This window comes from Streptomyces sp. NPDC087901, from assembly GCF_044742205.1.
Classification (GTDB): domain Bacteria; phylum Actinomycetota; class Actinomycetes; order Streptomycetales; family Streptomycetaceae; genus Streptomyces.
Map to the genome: position 1 here is coordinate 1,080,599 of NZ_JBIUUC010000001.1, position 16,842 is coordinate 1,097,440.

A 16,842-nucleotide genomic window follows, 5' to 3' on the forward strand; every position below is an offset into this window, starting at 1 on the left:
GGGGAATCGATGACCGGCTCGTTACCCAGACGTTGTCGGGCGGGTTGCCGTACGTCCCGCCCGGCAGGGTAGCGTCGACGATGCCATGAATCTTGCCTACATCCCCAGCCCGTCGACCGGCGTGATCGATCTCGGACCGATCCCGCTTCGCGGCTACGCGTTCTGCATCATCATCGGTGTCTTCGTCGCCGTCTGGTTCGGCAACAAGCGCTGGGTCGCCCGAGGCGGCAGAGCCGGCACTGTTGCCGACATCGCCGTCTGGGCCGTGCCCTTCGGCCTTGTCGGAGGCAGGCTCTACCACGTCATCACCGACTACCAGCTGTACTTCAGCGACGGTGAGAACTGGGTCGACGCCTTCAAGATCTGGCAGGGCGGCCTCGGCATCTGGGGTGCGATCGCGCTCGGCGCGGTCGGTGCCTGGATCGGCTGCCGCCGCCGCGGGATCCCGCTGCCCGCCTGGGCCGACGCGCTCGCCCCCGGAATCGCCCTGGCCCAGGCCTGCGGCCGCTGGGGCAACTGGTTCAACCAGGAGCTGTACGGCCGGGCCACCGATGTCCCGTGGGCGCTGAAGATCAGCGAGGGCCCCAACCGGGTCGCCGGTACCTACCACCCGACGTTCCTGTACGAGTCGCTCTGGTGCATCGGTGTGGCGCTCCTGGTGATCTGGGCGGACCGCCGCTTCAAGCTCGGCCACGGGCGGGCGTTCGCGCTGTACGTCGCCGCGTACTGCGCCGGCCGCGCCTGGATCGAGTACATGCGCGTCGACGAGGCCCACCACATCCTGGGCCTGCGTCTGAACGTGTGGACCGCGCTGATCGTGTTCGTGCTGGCGGTGGTGTACATCGTGATCTCGGCGAAGGTGCGGCCGGGACGCGAGGAGATCGTCGAGCCCGGGGCGCCGGAGGCGCCCGAGGCCACGGACGTGGCTGACGCCGAAGGCGTCGAGGACGCGGAGTCCGAGTCCGGTGAGGCGAAGCCTTCCGGGGATACGACATCGGCCGATGCCGATGCCGATGCCGAGCCCGAGGTGGGCGAGCCGAAGACGAACGGCGCGGCGGAGACGGCCAAGGGCTGACACGCCGCCACAACGACGAGGGGCCGCCGAACGATTCGGCGGCCCCTCGTCGTCGTTGTGCGCCACACCTGCCGTCGGCAGGTGTCCTCGATCGCCGGCCGGGCCGGTTCTCGCAGCCCGCACGCGATCTCCGCAGGTCGTGGTGGACTCGATCGCCCGACGGCTCGGCTTCGTCTGCCGGGCAGGAGTGCAGTCGAGCCCGTCCGGCGATCGAGGACGACACGGTCACCGGGGCACGGCCCGCTCACCGTCGCCCCGCCACCACACCCCGCTCACCGCCCCCGCCCGGCGAGGGCCAGCGTGCGGTGGGCCTGGGCCACCACCGCCGCGTCGACGAACCGGCCGTCCGGCAGGGCCAGCGCACCCGCCTGCTCCCGGGCCGCCTCGACGATCTCCTGAGCCGCCTCGACCTCCTGCGGCGTCGGCTGGAACGCCCGCTCGATCACGGGGAGCTGCCGGGGATGGATCGCGGCCCGGCCGAGGAAACCGAGCGCCCGCCCACGGGCGCAGGAGGCCCACAGCCCGTCCAGGTCGAGGACGTCCGGGAACACCGACTGGGTGGGCGGGGCCAGCCCGGCCGCCCGGGCCGCGACCACCACCCGGCTGCGCGACCAGTCGAGCCCCGCGTCGTCCCGTACCCCCAGATCCGCCCGCAGGTCCGCCTCGCCCAGGGCGATGGAGCGCACCTGGGGGTGGGCGGACGCCACCGTGTACGCGTGCTCGATGCCGAGCGCCGACTCCAGCAGCGGGCAGAGGGGGACCCCGGGGGCCAGCGCCGCGATGTGATGGACGGACGCCGCGTGGGTGATCTTCGGCAGCCTCAGTTCGGCCAGGCCCGGCAGCCCGGCCAGGGCCAGGACGTCCGCTTCCGTGTGGACACGGACATGGACCGGCGCCGCGGTGGGGGAGGCCGGCTCGGAGAGCAGCTCGACGGCGGCCGACCGCGCGTACTCCTTGCGGTCGGGGGCGACCGCGTCCTCCAGGTCGACGATCACCACGTCCGCCCCCGAAGCACGTGCCTTGCGCACCACGTCCGGCCGGTCGCCGGGGACGTACAGCCAGGTGAGCGGGGTCGTGATGGTCACAGGACACGCTCCGCCCGCAGGGCCTCGATCTCCGCGCCGCTCAGCCCGAGACCGGTGAGGATCTCCTCGGTGTCGGCCCCGTGCGGCCGCCCCGCCCAGCGGATCCCTCCGGGGGTTCCGGAGAGCCGGAAGAGGACATTCTGCATCCGCAGCGGGCCCAGCTCCGGGTCGTCGACCTCCGTGATGGAGTCCAGGGCCCGGTACTGCGGGTCCTCCATCACGTCACGGATGTCGTGGATCGGAGCGATGGCCGCCTCCGCCTTCTCGAACGCGGAGATCGCGTCGTCCCGGGTGTGCCGCGCGACCCAGTTGCCGACCGCCTCGTCGAGCTCGTCGCTGTGCTCGGCCCGTGTGGTCCCGGAGGCGAACCACGGCTCGTCGATCAGCTCCGCCCGGCCCACCAGGCGCATCACGCGCTCCGCGATGGACTGCGCCGAGGTGGAGACGGCCACCCACTGCCCGTCCGAGGTGCGGTACGTGTTGCGCGGGGCGTTGTTGCGCGAACGGTTGCCGGTGCGCGGCTGGACGTAACCGAGCTGGTCGTACCAGAGCGGCTGCGGGCCGAGCACCGTCAGGATCGGCTCGATGATCGCCATGTCGACGACCTGGCCCACGCCCGTGCGGTCCCGGCCGGCCAGCGCCGCCATCACGGCGAACGACGTGGCGAGCGCCGCGATCGAGTCGGCGAGACCGAACGGTGGCAGCGTCGGAGGGCCGTCCGGCTCTCCGGTGATCGCCGCGAACCCGCTCATCGCCTCCGCGAGTGTGCCGAAGCCGGGCCGGTGGGCGTAGGGGCCGAACTGGCCGAAGCCCGTGACCCGGACGAGCACCAGCCGCGGGTTCACGGCGTGCAGCTCCGCGGGCCCGAGCCCCCACCGTTCCAGCGTGCCCGGCCGGAAGTTCTCGATGATCACATCGGTGTCGGCGGCGAGCCGCAGCAACAGATCGCGGCCGCCCGGGCAGGACAGGTCGAGCGTGAGGTTGCGCTTGTTGCGGCCGAGCAGCTTCCACCACAGACCGACCCCGTCCTTCGTCGGCCCGTGCCCCCGGGACGGATCGGGCTTGCTCGGATGCTCGACCTTGATCACATCGGCGCCGAAGTCGCCCAGCACGGTGGCACAGAGAGGGCCTGCGAACAGCGTCGCGAGATCGATGACGCGCAGCCCCGTCAGGGGCGGTGCTCCCGGCGCGCTCATGCGGCGTCGATTTCGCTGCGGTACGGCATGGAGACCGAGGCGCCGGGCTTCTGCACGCACAGCGCGGCGGCCGACGAGGCCCAGGCGAGGGCCTGCGGCACCGGCTGCCCCTCGCCGAGCGCCACGGCAAGCGTTCCGACGAAGGTGTCCCCGGCGCCGGTGGTGTCGACGGCGGTCACCTCGGGGGCGGGGAAGTGGACGGTCTGGCTGCCCCGTGCCGCGTACAGGCAGCCCTTCGAACCGAGCGTGATGACGAGCGCGGGGACCTGGCTGAGCAGGATCTCGGCCGCCGCGTGCGGTTCGGCGTGCCCCGACAGTTCGGCCGCCTCGTGCTCATTGGCGATCAGCAGGTCGACACAGTCGAGGAGTTCGACGGGCAGTTCCTGTACGGGGGACGGGGTGAGGACCGTCCGCACCCCCTGGGCGTGACCGGCCCGGGCCCCCTCGATCACGGCGGACATCGGCAGTTCCAGCTGGAGCAGCAGCAGATCGGCCTCGGCGATGGCGGCGATCTCACCCGGGCCGAGCGCAGTGACGGTGCCGTTGGCGCCGGGGATGACGACGATCGCGTTGGACCCCTTGGCGTCGACCACGATGTGCGCGGTGCCGCTGGGTCCTTCCGCGGTGTGCAGGAGATCGGTGTCGACGCCCGAATGCTCCAGGTTCTCCCGCATCCGAAGGCCGTACTCGTCGTCGCCCACCGCGCCGATCATCATCACGTCACCGCCCGCGCGGGCGGCCGCGACGGCCTGGTTGGCGCCCTTGCCGCCGGGAATGGTGCGGAACTCCCGTCCGGTGACGGTCTCCCCGCGCTCCGGGGCCCGGTCGACGTAGGCCACAAGATCCATATTGGTGCTGCCGAGCACCGCGACTCTGGTCATGGGCGGAGTGCCTCCTCGTGGGTGAGCCGGTGGGTCAGGTCGGCGAGGGTGTCGAAGCCGACCGAGTCGAAACCGGTGACGGACGTGGCGAGCCGGTTCTTCAGCGGGGTGGTCCACCGGTCGGGCAGCGCGTCCGGCCGTCCGGCCAGCAGACCGGCGAGGGAACCGGCGGTCGCCCCGTTGGAGTCGGTGTCCCAGCCGCCCGACACCGCACGGCAGATCGAGCCGGTGAAGTCACCGTCGGCGTGGGTGAGTGCGGCGGCGAGCAGAGCCGCGTTGGGCAGCACATGCACCCAGTGATACCTGCCGTACCCCGCGTGCAACCGGTCGACGACCGTATCGAAACGTTCCTCCTCGCGGGCCGTGGCGATGCCGTCCCGTACGGCCTGTGCGAACCGCGAGCCCGGGGGCACCACGCGCAGACCGGCGCCGAGACACCCGTGCACATCGGCCTCGCCCCCGGCCGCCTCGGCCAGCGCCGCCGCGGTGAACATCGCGCCGTACACCCCGTTCCCGGTGTGGGTGAGGACCGCATCGCGGTGGGCCTGTTCCGCTGCCGCGGCGGGGTCGCCGGGATGGGTCCAGCCGTGCACATCGGCACGGATCTGCGCGCCGATCCACTCCCGGAACGGATTGCGGTGTCCAGCGGTGTCCGGCGGTTCGATGCCGTCGAGCAGATTGCGGTACGCGACCCGCTCGGCGGTGAACGTCCGGCCCGCCGGAAGCTCCTCCAGCCAGAGCCTGGCGAGGTCGGCGGTGGTGAAGGAGGTGCCGTACCGCTGGAGCAACAACACAGTGAGAAGAGGGTAGTTGAGGTCGTCGTCCTCGGGCATGCCGTCGATGTTCTCGGCCAGGGACGTCGCCCTGGAACGGCGGTTCCAGGGATAGGTGGCGGCCAGGGCCGGGGGCAGGCCGCGGGCGGTGAACCAGGTGCTCAGCGGCCAGTTGCCGGTGGCGCCGGCCAGGGCGCGGATGCCCTCCAGCGGCAGCTTCTCGACCGGCTTGCCCAGCAGACACCCGGCGGCGCGGCCCAGCCAGGCCGCGTGCAGCCGCTCGCGGTCCACGGCGGACGGCTCCGTGCGCGGGTGCGGCCAGTGCGGGCAGGCGGCCCGGATCGCGTCGAGGCCGGTCGGTTCATCGTCGGCCAGCGGCGACTCCAGCAGGGCGAGTTCGTCCAGCAGATGCCCGGCGACCGCGCGCAGCCCGGGAGACGCCGGGGGCTCCGAGGAACCCGCGCGGTCCGGGGCGGGCGAGCCGCCGGCCTCGTACCACCGCCGCTCGATGTCCCGGGCGTCCCGCCCGTCCTCGGCCGCCTGCCGCAGCTCGTGCCCGACGAGGTCCTCGGGCTGGACCCAGGTGGCCCGCACCGTCGCGGTCATGGCCGGCCCGCCAGCGTGGCGAAGGCGGCCTCGTGGGCACGGCGGCGGGCCGTGTCGTGCGCGAACACCTCGCGGGCGACGTCGGCCAGGGTGCGGGCGGGGGCGTGGAGATCGAGCCGGCTGGCCTCACCGACCGTCCGCACCCAGTCCGCCGGGATCGCCCGCTCGCCGTACAGTGCTCCCGCGATCGCGCCGCTCATCGTGGCGATCGAGTCGCAGTCCCGCCCGTAGTTGACCGAACCGAGCACGGTCTGCCGGTACTCCCCGTCCGCGACCAGCAGCATCCCGAGGGCGACCGGCAGTTCCTCGATGGCGTGCAGCCGGGACGGGCGGCGGGCGCCGAGCGAGGGGGCACGGTAGTCGGGGCCGACCGTGTCGAACGGGGCGACGGCCTCCCGCAGCGGGGCGATCGCCGACTCGAAGTCCCGGTGACGTGCGGCGGTCTCGCAGACCGCCTCGATCGCGGCCCTGGTCCCGTCCTTGGCCAGCGACAGACACGTTTCGACGACGCTCGCGGGTGTCGCCCCCGGCGTGCAGGCCGCGGCGACCGCGGCCGCGAACACGCCGGCGGCCTCCCTGCCGTAACTGGACTGATGGGCCCCCGCGACATCCAGCGCCTCGGCGTACGCGGCCTGCGGATGGGCCGCGTTCACCAGGCCCACCGGCGCCATGTACATCGCCGCCCCGCAGTTGACGATGTTTCCGGTGCCCGCCTCGCGCGGGTCGACGTGGCCGTAGTGCAGCCGGGCGACGATCCACTTCTCGGCGAGGAAGATCCGCTGGAGCGGCAGCGCCTCGGCCTCCAGCTCCGGAATCCAGCGAGGATTCGAGATCAGTTCAGGTACGAGGTGCTCGGCGACGGCGTACGCGTCGAGACGGCCGCGGACCTTCCCGTACACCCGCACCAGCGCATGGGTCATCAAGGTGTCGTCGGTGACGTGTCCGTCGCCCTTGTGGTACGGCGCGATGGGGCGTGCGGTGCGCCAGTCGTCGCCGTCCCACGGGCCGACGACGCCGGTGATCCGCCCGCCGTGGCGGGCCACGATCTGCTCGGGGGACCGGCCCTCGACCGGACCGCCGAGCGCGTCGCCGACGGCTGCGCCGACGATCGCGCCCGCGATCCGTTCATCGAGGGTGGGCGCCGCGGGCGTCGTGGGGGGTGCGGACCTCGTGGGCGCCGTGGGCGCTGTGGATGTCATGTCCGAATTGTCCACCCGGGGGCACCGGTTCCGTGTCTGCCAGCAGCCCGGCGAGTTCGATCAGATCCGTGCCCGCGAAACGGGGCAGCGCGCACCCCGCCAGGGTGCGGCACGCCTCGCGCCAGCCGTCGGGCACGGCGGTGATCGAGCCCAGTGCCCCGGTGAGCGCCCCGGCCAGTGCGGGCGCTGAGTCGGCGACCCGGGACAGGCAGGCCGCCGACGGCACGGCCTGCGCGATGTCGCCGCGGGCAGCGGTGGCCAGGGCGAGGGCGACGGGGACCGTTTCGGCCGCGGCGATCCCGTAGCTGTAGACGTGATCGACGATCTGATGCTCCAGCACCGGTACGAGGGCGAACGCCCCGGCCCGCTCACCGGCGAAGTCGCGGGCGATGCGGACCGCGTGGGCGGCGTTGCGGGCGATCTCGGTGCCCTCGGGAAGCTGCGCTAGCGCGGCGTTCACCGCGGTGTCCACGTCCGCACCGCCGAGCGCCTCGGCGATCGCGGCGGCCATCGCCCGAGCCCCGTGCACCCCGTCACCGTCCTGGGTGTATCGCGCGTCGAACTCCGCGAGGTCGGCCGCGGCCTCGGGGTCGCCGGGGTGCACGACGGCCAGCACGGCGGCCCGCACACATGCCGCGTCGTCGAAGTAGTGCGGGTTGTCATGGCCGGTGGCGGGCGGGCGGAGACCGGCGGCGAGGTTGCCGAGCCCGGCCCGGACCGAGATCCGGGCCCGCAGCGGCAGGACCGCCGACTCGACCTCGGGCGCCCGCGCGGCCGCCGCGGCGACCTCGGCGGCGAGCGCGTTCCAGGCGGCGTCCACGGCGGCCCGCATCCGGCGTCCGGGGGAGAGGCCCTGCAGCGCGCCCGCCGCCGAGGTGAGCACGGTCCCGGCGGCGAAAGCCGCCCATTCGGCGTCGTCGGACGGGCCGAGCCGCAGGGGCTCGGGCGGCTGGTTGAGCGCGATGGGGACGGGCAGCGTGGTCGTCGCGTTCTGCTCGGCGAAGGTGTCGAGCTCACGGGTCAGGCGCCGGGTCCACTCCGGCATCCGGGCCGCCCGGTGCCGCGCGGCCGGCCACCCGGCGGCGTCCCCGGAGGCCAGCCCGAGCAGCAGCCCCTCGATCCGGGCCCGGCGCGGTGACGCCGGCCGTGCGGCGGGGGAGAGGTCCGGGGCCGCGTGAGCGGCGCCCTGGCCGGTCTCGCCGCGCGCGGCCTCCCGCAGCCGCTCGCCGCCGGGGTGCTCACGCGCGTCGTCCGGATGCGTCGTGCCGCCCGGGTGCGCGGTACGGGAGGCATCCCTTGCCGTGGTCATCGCCGCACCGCCGTTCCAGGGACGGGGGCGTTGCCCACAGAGGCCGCCGGTTCGGGCGGACCACTCAGTGCCTGGTGGTCGCGTGCCTGCTCGTCCCCGCCCCGTTCGTTCGCTCCCCGCTCGTCCCCTCCCCGCTCGTCCGTCTCGTCCGGGGTGAGCAGTTCCGCGATGTCCAGGACGTGGTAGCCGCGCATCGACGGGAGGCAGCTGCCTCGGACCGGGCCGATCGCGTCCGCCCAGTTGCGCGGGATGGCGGACGCGCCCTGCAGCGCTCCGGCCAGGGCGCCCGCCACCGCAGCGGTCGTGTCGGCGTCGCGGCCCATGTTGACCGCGGTCAGCACTGCCGTACGGAAGTCCCCGCGCGCCGCCGCGAACGCGCCGAAGGCCAGGCCGACCGCCTCCGGCGCCAGGTCGGTCCACGGGTATCCGCCGATGACGACGGCCGAGCGCACCGCCCTCTCCCTCGTGAGGCGGTCGGGATACGGGTGCTGCGCGGCCGTCACCGCCCGGCGCAGCGAGCGTGCCGTCCACGAGTCCATCGGTACGACGGAGAGCGCGGCGGCGATCACGGAGGTGACCCCGGCGCCCGTCATCGCGGCCGCGACCCCGGCCGCCACCGCCTGGCCGCCGTAGATGCCCTCGCCGTCATGACTGACCCGGCCGTCCACCGCGACCAGCCGTGCCGCCTCCACGGGCCGGCCCGCCGCGAAGACGCCGAAGGGGGCCGCCCGCATCGCCAGGCCGTCGCTCCAGGCGTGCCGGTGCTGGGCGGAGATCGGGGCGGCCAGGCCCCGGCGCAGGTTCTCCAGCGTGCCCCGCTCGCTGAAACCGGCGCCGCGGAACGGCCCCTCGTCCAGATCCGCGATCCACAGATGCCAGGCCCGCTCGACATGGGTGACGGTCAGCGCCGAACCGTGCCGGGCCAGCAGCAGCCCGGAGAAGATCGCGTACTCCGTGTCGTCCGTGCCCGCCGGGTCGTCGCTCACGAAGCCCTCGATCCGGCCCCAGCGGCGGCGGATCTCGGAGGGCCGCATGTTCTCCGCGGGCGCGCCCAGCGCGTCGCCCACCGCGAGCCCCAGCAGCGCGCCCCTGGCCCGGTCGCCGAGGCTGCCCCGGGCCGGACCGGCCCGGTCCGGAGCCCCGCGTACCGCCGCCCGCGCGCCGTTCGTCCGCGGCCATGCCGGATTTCCTGCGGTCAGCTCCATCGCGTCGACCCTTCGCTCGTACCGAGCCAGTTCTCGTCCCTGTGGGATCTGTGCCACGCGGAGCCACGACAGAGGCCGATTATCACCACAAAAGGGCCACTCGGATGACGGCCTTCGGACAGCAAGGCAAGGCGTACCTATGCGACTACGGAGGGTGGTAAGTACGGCCTGCCTTGCTGGCGGGAGCCATTTTTCGTGCGTACTTTCGATGGTGTCGAGCGGGGCGGAGCGCACGAAATCCGCTGCCGGAGAAGGGGAGAGCTGTGTCCATCATCGAGACCGACGCCGTACTGCACGAGGCGCACCGGGACAACCACACCCACCGTGATGTGAACGGCGGCTGGCTGCGTCCGGCGGTGTTCGGTGCCATGGACGGGCTCGTCTCGAACCTCGCCCTGATGACCGGCGTCGCGGGCGGTGAGGTCTCGCACCGCACGATCGTGATCACCGGCCTGGCCGGTCTGGCCGCGGGAGCCTTCTCGATGGCGGCCGGTGAGTACACCTCCGTGGCCTCGCAGCGCGAGCTCGTCGAGGCCGAGCTCGACGTCGAGCGGCGGGAGCTGCGCAAGCACCCCAAGGACGAGGAGCGGGAGCTCGCCGCGCTCTACGAGTCCCGCGGAGTCGAGAGCGGGCTGGCCCGCGAGGTCGCCCGGCAGCTGTCGCGCGACCCCGAGCAGGCCCTGGAGATCCACGCCCGCGAGGAGCTCGGCATCGACCCGGGCGACCTGCCGTCGCCCCTCGTGGCCGCCGTGTCCTCGTTCGGCGCCTTCGCGCTGGGTGCGCTCCTGCCCGTGCTGCCGTTCCTGCTCGGCGCGGACGCGATGTGGCCCGCGGTGCTGCTCGCCCTGGCCGGGCTCTTCGGCTGCGGCGCGGTCGTGGCCCGGGTCACCGCCCGCAGCTGGTGGTTCAGCGGGCTGCGACAGCTGGTGCTCGGTGGTGCGGCGGCCGCGATCACCTACGGTCTGGGCGCCCTGTTCGGCGTCGCCGTCGGGGGCTGAGCCTGCGGACCGTGCGTTCCGGGGCCACGTGCACCAGCCGGTGTGCGTGGCCCCGCTGCCTCGCCCGCGGCCGTAACGTGTGCGTCATCCGTGTGACGTACGTCCTGATCGCCGCCACTGGGCGGATCGGCTGTACGCGACGTAAAATGAGACTCTATGCAGGGCTACACATAAGTAGTCGTTACCCGGCGGTTTCGTTTCCTTTGCCGCCGGGCATGAGCCGTAGACACCGCAGGCAACGACGCCTGCTCTCTGTGGTCTCCCGGGCGCCGATCCTCCGACTGCGACCCACTCCACCGTCACGGCGGTGTCCGTATGTTGGAACGAGCTATCCGCTTTTTGAGAAGCGTCCCATCATGTAATCTGCACGAAATTTCGCAGAGGGCCAACGTCGTCCCTCGGCACGCAAATGCCACGACGACGACGGGAGAGCCGATGCGCACCGACGCCTGGTCGCCCATGGACGGTCGCCCCGCCCAGCAGGGGATGTACGACCCCCGCAACGAGCACGACGCCTGCGGTGTCGGGTTCGTAGCCACTCTGACCGGCGTGGCCGGCCACGAGCTGGTCGAGCAGGCGCTGACCGTACTGCGCAACCTCGAACACCGCGGCGCCACCGGATCCGAGCCCGACTCCGGTGACGGTGCCGGAATCCTGCTCCAGGTCCCGGACGCCTTCCTGCGCGAAGAGGTCCCCTTCGACCTCCCCGAGGCCGGTGCCTACGCCGTCGGCATCGCATTCCTGCCCGCGGACGACTCCACCGAAGCCGTCCGCAACCTCGAGAAGATCGCCGCCGAAGAAGGCCTCAAGGTCCTCGGCTGGCGCGAGGTCCCGGTCACCCCCGACATCCTCGGCAACGGCGCCCGCGCCACCATGCCCGAGTTCCGCCAGCTCTTCGTCGCGGACGGCGAGAGCACCGGCATCGTCCTGGACCGCAAGGCCTTCGTGCTGCGCAAGCGCGCCGAGCGTGAGACCGGGGTCTACTTCCCGTCGCTCTCCGCCCGGACGATCGTCTACAAGGGCATGCTCACCACCGGGCAGCTGGAGCCGTTCTTCCCGGACCTCTCCGACCGCCGTTTCGCCACCACGGTCGCGCTGGTCCACTCCCGCTTCTCCACCAACACCTTCCCGAGCTGGCCGCTCGCCCACCCGTACCGCTTCGTCGCGCACAACGGCGAGATCAACACGGTCAAGGGCAACCGCAACTGGATGAAGGCCCGCGAGTCCCAGCTCGCCTCCAGCCTCTTCGGCGAGGCGCAGCTCGACCGGATCTTCCCCGTCTGCACCCCGGACGCCTCCGACTCCGCCTCCTTCGACGAGGTCCTGGAGCTGCTCCACCTCGGCGGCCGTTCGCTGCCGCACTCGGTCCTGATGATGGTCCCCGAGGCGTGGGAGAACCACGACTCCATGGACCCGGCCCGGCGCGCCTTCTACCAGTACCACTCCACGATGATGGAGCCCTGGGACGGCCCGGCCTGCGTCACCTTCACCGACGGCGTCCAGGTCGGCGCGGTCCTCGACCGCAACGGTCTGCGCCCCGGCCGCTACTGGGTCACCGACGACGGCCTCGTCGTGCTCTCCTCCGAGGTCGGCGTCCTGGACATCGACCCCGCGAAGGTCGTCCGCAAGGGCCGCCTCCAGCCCGGCAAGATGTTCCTCGTCGACACCGCCGAGCACCGCATCATCGAGGACGACGAGATCAAGGCGTCCCTGGCCGCCGAGAACCCGTACGAGGAGTGGCTGGAAACCGGCGAGATCGAGCTCGAGGACCTCCCCGAGCGCGAGCACATCGTCCACACCCACGCCTCCGTCACCCGCCGCCAGCAGACCTTCGGCTACACCGAGGAAGAGCTCCGCGTCCTCCTCGCCCCGATGGCCCGCACCGCCGGCGAACCCCTCGGCTCCATGGGCACGGACTCGCCGATCGCCGCGCTCTCCGAGCGCCCCCGGCTGCTCTTCGACTACTTCACCCAGCTGTTCGCCCAGGTCACCAACCCGCCGCTGGACGCCATCCGCGAGGAGCTCGTCACCTCGCTGCGCTCCGTGCTCGGCCCCCAGGGGAACATCCTGGAGCCGACCGCCGCCGCGTGCCGCGCAGTCACGCTGCCCTTCCCGGTGATCGACAACGACGAGCTGGCCAAGCTCATACACATCAACGCCGACGGCGACATGCCGGGCATGAAGGCCGCGACGCTTTCCGGCCTCTACCGGGTCGGCGGCGGCGGCGAGGCACTGGCCGCGCGGATCGAGCAGATCTGCACCGAGGTCGACGCCGCCATAGAGGACGGCGCCCGCCTGATCGTCCTGTCGGACCGGCACTCCGACGCCGAGCACGCGCCGATCCCGTCGCTCCTGCTGACCTCGGCCGTCCACCACCACCTCATCCGCACCAAGCAGCGCACCCAGGTGGGCCTGCTGGTCGAGGCCGGTGACGTCCGCGAGGTCCACCACGTCGCCCTGCTGATCGGCTACGGCGCCGCCGCGGTCAACCCGTACCTGGCCATGGAGTCCGTCGAGGACCTCGTCCGCGCCGGCACCTTCATCGAGGGCATCGAGGCCGAACAGGCCATCCGCAACCTCATCTACGCCCTGGGCAAGGGCGTCCTGAAGGTCATGTCCAAGATGGGCATCTCCACCGTCGCCTCCTACCGGGGCGCCCAGGTCTTCGAGGCCGTCGGCCTCGACGAGGACTTCGTCGCGGAGTACTTCAACGGCACCGCCACCAAGATCGGCGGCGCCGGACTCGACGTCGTCGCCAAGGAGGTCGCCGCCCGGCACGCCAAGGGCTACCCCGCCTCCGGCATCTCCGCCTCGCACCGCGCGCTGGAGATCGGCGGCGAGTACCAGTGGCGCCGCGAGGGCGAGCCGCACCTGTTCGACCCGGAGACGGTCTTCCGCCTCCAGCACGCCACCCGCAACCGCCGGTACGACATCTTCAAGAAGTACACGGACCGGGTGAACGAGCAGTCCGAGCGCCTCATGACGCTCCGCGGCCTGTTCGGGTTCAACTCGGACCGCGAGGCGATCGACATCGACGAGGTCGAGTCCGTCTCCGACATCGTCAAGCGCTTCTCCACCGGCGCCATGTCGTACGGCTCGATCTCCCGCGAGGCGCACGAGACCCTCGCCATCGCCATGAACCAGCTGGGCGGCAAGTCCAACACCGGCGAGGGCGGCGAGGACGCCGACCGGCTCTACGACCCGGCACGCCGCTCCTCCATCAAGCAGGTCGCCTCCGGCCGCTTCGGTGTCACCAGCGAGTACCTGGTCAACGCGGACGACATCCAGATCAAGATGGCGCAGGGCGCCAAGCCCGGCGAGGGCGGCCAGCTGCCCGGCCACAAGGTCTACCCGTGGGTCGCCAAGACCCGGCACTCCACCCCGGGTGTCGGTCTGATCTCCCCGCCGCCGCACCACGACATCTACTCCATCGAGGACCTGGCTCAGCTGATCCACGACCTCAAGAACGCCAACCCGGCGGCCCGCATCCACGTGAAGCTGGTCTCCGAGGTCGGCGTCGGCACGGTCGCCGCCGGTGTCTCCAAGGCGCACGCGGACGTCGTCCTCATCTCCGGCCACGACGGCGGAACGGGCGCATCCCCGCTCACCTCCCTGAAGCACGCGGGCGGCCCCTGGGAGCTCGGCCTCGCCGAGACCCAGCAGACCCTGCTGCTCAACGGCCTGCGCGACCGCATCGTCGTACAGACCGACGGCCAGCTCAAGACCGGCCGCGACGTCGTCATCGCCGCGCTGCTGGGCGCCGAGGAGTTCGGTTTCGCGACCGCGCCGCTCGTCGTCTCCGGCTGCGTCATGATGCGCGTCTGCCACCTCGACACCTGCCCGGTCGGCATCGCCACCCAGAACCCGGTCCTGCGCGACCGCTTCTCCGGCAAGGCCGAGTACATCGTCAACTTCTTCGAGTTCATCGCCCAGGAAGTCCGCGAGATCCTCGCCGAGCTCGGCTTCCGTACGATCGAAGAGGCCGTCGGCCACGCCGAGTTCCTGGACACCGACCGTGCCATCACGCACTGGAAGGCACAGGGCCTCGACCTCAAGCCCCTGTTCTACGTCCCCGAGCTGGCCGAAGGCGCCGTCCGTCACCAGATCGCCGAGCAGGACCACGGTCTGGCCAAGGCCCTCGACAACGAGCTCATCAAGCTCGCCGCCGACGCCCTGAACGCCGACAGCGCCGAGGCCGCCCTGCCGGTCCGCGCGCAGATCGCGATCCGCAACATCAACCGCACCGTCGGCACGATGCTCGGTCACGAGGTCACGAAGAAGTTCGGCGGTGCGGGTCTGCCCCAGGACACCATCGACATCACCTTCACCGGCTCCGCGGGCCAGTCCTTCGGCGCCTTCCTCCCCAGCGGTGTGACGCTGCGCCTGGAGGGTGACGCCAACGACTACGTCGGCAAGGGCCTCTCCGGCGGCCGCGTCGTCGTCCGCCCGGACCGCGGCGCCGAACACCTCGCCGAGTACTCCACCATCGCGGGCAACACCATCGCCTACGGCGCCACCGGCGGCGAACTGTTCCTGCGCGGCCGCACCGGTGAACGGTTCTGCGTCCGCAACTCCGGCGCCACGGTCGTCTCGGAAGGCGTGGGCGACCACGGCTGCGAGTACATGACCGGCGGACACGCCGTCGTCCTCGGCGAGACCGGACGCAACTTCGCGGCCGGCATGTCGGGCGGCGTCGCGTACGTCATCGACCTGAACCGCGACAACGTCAACATCGGGAACCTCGGCGCGGTCGAGGAGCTCTCCGACACCGACAAGCAGTGGCTGCACGACGTGGTGCGCCGCCACCGGGAGGAGACCGGATCCACGGTCGCCGAAAAGCTTCTCGCCGAGTGGGACGCCGCGGTGGCCCGCTTCAGCAAGATCATCCCGTCCACCTACAAGGCAGTGCTCGCCGCCAAGGACGCCGCTGAGCTCGCCGGTCTCTCCGAGCAGGAGACCACCGAGAAGATGATGGAGGCGGCGACCAATGGCTGACCCCAAGGGCTTCCTGACCACCGGCCGCGAGGTCGCCAAGACCCGCCCCGTCGGCGAGCGCGTCAAGGACTGGAACGAGGTCTACGTTCCGGGCTCGCTGCTCCCGATCATCAGCAAGCAGGCCGGCCGCTGCATGGACTGCGGTATCCCGTTCTGCCACCAGGGCTGTCCGCTCGGAAACCTCATCCCCGAGTGGAACGACTACGCCTACCGCGAGGACTGGACCGCCGCGTCCGAGCGCCTGCACGCCACGAACAACTTCCCCGAGTTCACCGGGCGGCTCTGCCCGGCGCCGTGCGAGTCGGCGTGTGTACTCGGCATCAACCAGCCGGCCGTCACCATCAAGAACGTCGAAGTCTCCATCATCGACCAGGCGTGGGACCGCGGCGACGTGACCCCGCAGCCGCCCGAGCGTCTCTCCGGCAAGACCGTGGCCGTCATCGGCTCCGGCCCGGCCGGACTCGCCGCCGCCCAGCAGCTGACCCGGGCCGGCCACACGGTCGCCGTCTACGAGCGCGCGGACCGCATCGGGGGACTCCTCCGGTACGGCATCCCCGAGTTCAAGATGGAGAAGTCGCACATCAACCGCCGCATCGAGCAGATGCGCGCGGAGGGCACCAAGTTCCGCACCGAGGTCGAGGTCGGCAAGGACGTCGACGCCGCGAAGCTGCGGCGCCGGTACGACGCCGTCGTCATCGCCGCCGGCGCCACCGTCTCCCGCGACCTGCCCGTCCCGGGCCGTGAGCTGAACGGCGTGCACTTCGCGATGGAGTACCTGCCGCTCGCCAACAAGGTGCAGGAGGGCGACCTGACGGTCTCCCCGATCACCGCCGAGGGCAAGCACGTCGTCGTCATCGGCGGCGGCGACACCGGCGCCGACTGCGTCGGCACCGCCCACCGGCAGGGCGCGGCCTCCGTCACCCAGCTGGAGATCATGCCGCAGCCGGGCGAGGACCGGAACGCCAACCAGCCCTGGCCGACCTTCCCCATGCTCTACAAGGTCACCTCCGCGCACGAGGAGGGCGGCGAGCGGGTGTACTCCGTCTCCACCACCCACTTCGAGGGCGACGAGGACGGCAACGTCCAGGCCCTCCACCTCGTCGAGGTGGAGTTCAAGGACGGTAAGCTGGAGCAGAAGCCCGGCACCGAGCGGTCGATCCCCGCACAGCTGGTCACCCTCGCGATGGGCTTCACCGGCACCGACCAGGCCAACGGTCTGGTCCAGCAGTTCGGCCTGGAGCTCGACGCGCGGGGCAACGTCGCCCGTGACGACGACTACGCCACCAACGTCGGCGGCGTGTTCGTCGCCGGTGACGCGGGCCGCGGCCAGTCCCTCATCGTGTGGGCCATCGCCGAGGGCCGCTCCGCGGCACGCGGCGTGGACCGCTTCCTGACCGGAGCCAGCGCACTGCCGGCCCCGATCCGCCCGACGGACCGTTCCCTGACGGTCTGATCACGGCACACCAGACGTCCCGTACAACGGCGTACGGAACTGAACGCGGCGCCTGCCCGTCCCCGAC

11 protein-coding genes are annotated in these 16,842 nt (G+C 72.0%); 4 read left to right on the plus strand and 7 right to left on the minus strand.

Annotated elements, in window-relative coordinates; translation table 11 throughout:
- Nucleotides 1-85 precede the first annotated feature (85 nt).
- Nucleotides 86-1,075: a prolipoprotein diacylglyceryl transferase gene (lgt, locus tag ACIOEW_RS04805; RefSeq protein WP_401961248.1), complete on the plus strand. Its 990-nt coding sequence runs from the start codon at nt 86-88 to the stop codon at nt 1,073-1,075.
- 272 nt (nt 1,076-1,347) lie between these two features.
- Here lgt and ACIOEW_RS04810 read toward each other — a convergent pair whose 3' ends face one another.
- The 7 genes from ACIOEW_RS04810 to ACIOEW_RS04840 are packed head-to-tail and all read right to left on the minus strand — an operon-like array spanning nt 1,348 to nt 9,329.
- Entirely contained in the window at nt 1,348-2,160 is an 813-nt protein-coding gene (locus ACIOEW_RS04810) for an HpcH/HpaI aldolase/citrate lyase family protein (protein ID WP_401961249.1), read from the minus strand.
- Nucleotides 2,157-3,356 (minus strand): CaiB/BaiF CoA transferase family protein, encoded by a 1,200-nt coding sequence (locus ACIOEW_RS04815; RefSeq protein WP_401961251.1) that lies wholly within the window; start codon nt 3,354-3,356, stop codon nt 2,157-2,159. The genes ACIOEW_RS04810 and ACIOEW_RS04815 overlap by 4 nt, the downstream gene beginning before the upstream one ends.
- Nucleotides 3,353-4,237, minus strand: a complete 885-nt coding sequence (rbsK, locus tag ACIOEW_RS04820) for a ribokinase (RefSeq protein ID WP_401961253.1) — start codon at nt 4,235-4,237, stop codon at nt 3,353-3,355. Before rbsK ends, ACIOEW_RS04815 begins: the two co-directional genes overlap by 4 nt.
- Nucleotides 4,234-5,616: an ADP-ribosylglycohydrolase family protein gene (locus ACIOEW_RS04825; RefSeq protein WP_401961256.1), complete on the minus strand. Its 1,383-nt coding sequence runs from the start codon at nt 5,614-5,616 to the stop codon at nt 4,234-4,236. The genes rbsK and ACIOEW_RS04825 overlap by 4 nt, the downstream gene beginning before the upstream one ends.
- Nucleotides 5,613-6,815, minus strand: coding sequence for an ADP-ribosylglycohydrolase family protein (locus tag ACIOEW_RS04830; protein WP_401961258.1), 1,203 nt, complete (start codon nt 6,813-6,815; stop codon nt 5,613-5,615). The genes ACIOEW_RS04825 and ACIOEW_RS04830 overlap by 4 nt, the downstream gene beginning before the upstream one ends.
- Entirely contained in the window at nt 6,742-8,124 is a 1,383-nt protein-coding gene (locus ACIOEW_RS04835; RefSeq protein WP_401961260.1) for an ADP-ribosylglycohydrolase family protein, read from the minus strand. The genes ACIOEW_RS04830 and ACIOEW_RS04835 overlap by 74 nt, the downstream gene beginning before the upstream one ends.
- Nucleotides 8,121-9,329 (minus strand): ADP-ribosylglycohydrolase family protein, encoded by a 1,209-nt coding sequence (locus ACIOEW_RS04840; RefSeq protein ID WP_401961262.1) that lies wholly within the window; start codon nt 9,327-9,329, stop codon nt 8,121-8,123. Before ACIOEW_RS04840 ends, ACIOEW_RS04835 begins: the two co-directional genes overlap by 4 nt.
- Nucleotides 9,330-9,592: 263 nt before the next feature.
- Here ACIOEW_RS04840 and ACIOEW_RS04845 point away from each other — a divergent pair, with 263 nt between their 5' ends.
- The 3 genes from ACIOEW_RS04845 to ACIOEW_RS04855 all read left to right on the plus strand — a co-directional run bounded on the left by ACIOEW_RS04845 (nt 9,593) and on the right by ACIOEW_RS04855 (nt 16,775).
- Nucleotides 9,593-10,327, plus strand: a complete 735-nt coding sequence (locus ACIOEW_RS04845; RefSeq protein ID WP_401961264.1) for a VIT1/CCC1 transporter family protein — start codon at nt 9,593-9,595, stop codon at nt 10,325-10,327.
- A gap of 435 nt (nt 10,328-10,762) precedes the next feature.
- Nucleotides 10,763-15,322 (plus strand): glutamate synthase large subunit, encoded by a 4,560-nt coding sequence (gene gltB, locus ACIOEW_RS04850; protein WP_401961266.1) that lies wholly within the window; start codon nt 10,763-10,765, stop codon nt 15,320-15,322.
- The gene (locus ACIOEW_RS04855; protein ID WP_401961268.1) at nt 15,315-16,775 is read left to right on the plus strand and encodes a glutamate synthase subunit beta; all 1,461 of its coding nucleotides are present in this window, start codon (nt 15,315-15,317) and stop codon (nt 16,773-16,775) included. The genes gltB and ACIOEW_RS04855 overlap by 8 nt, the downstream gene beginning before the upstream one ends.
- The last annotated feature ends 67 nt before the right edge of the window (nt 16,776-16,842 follow it).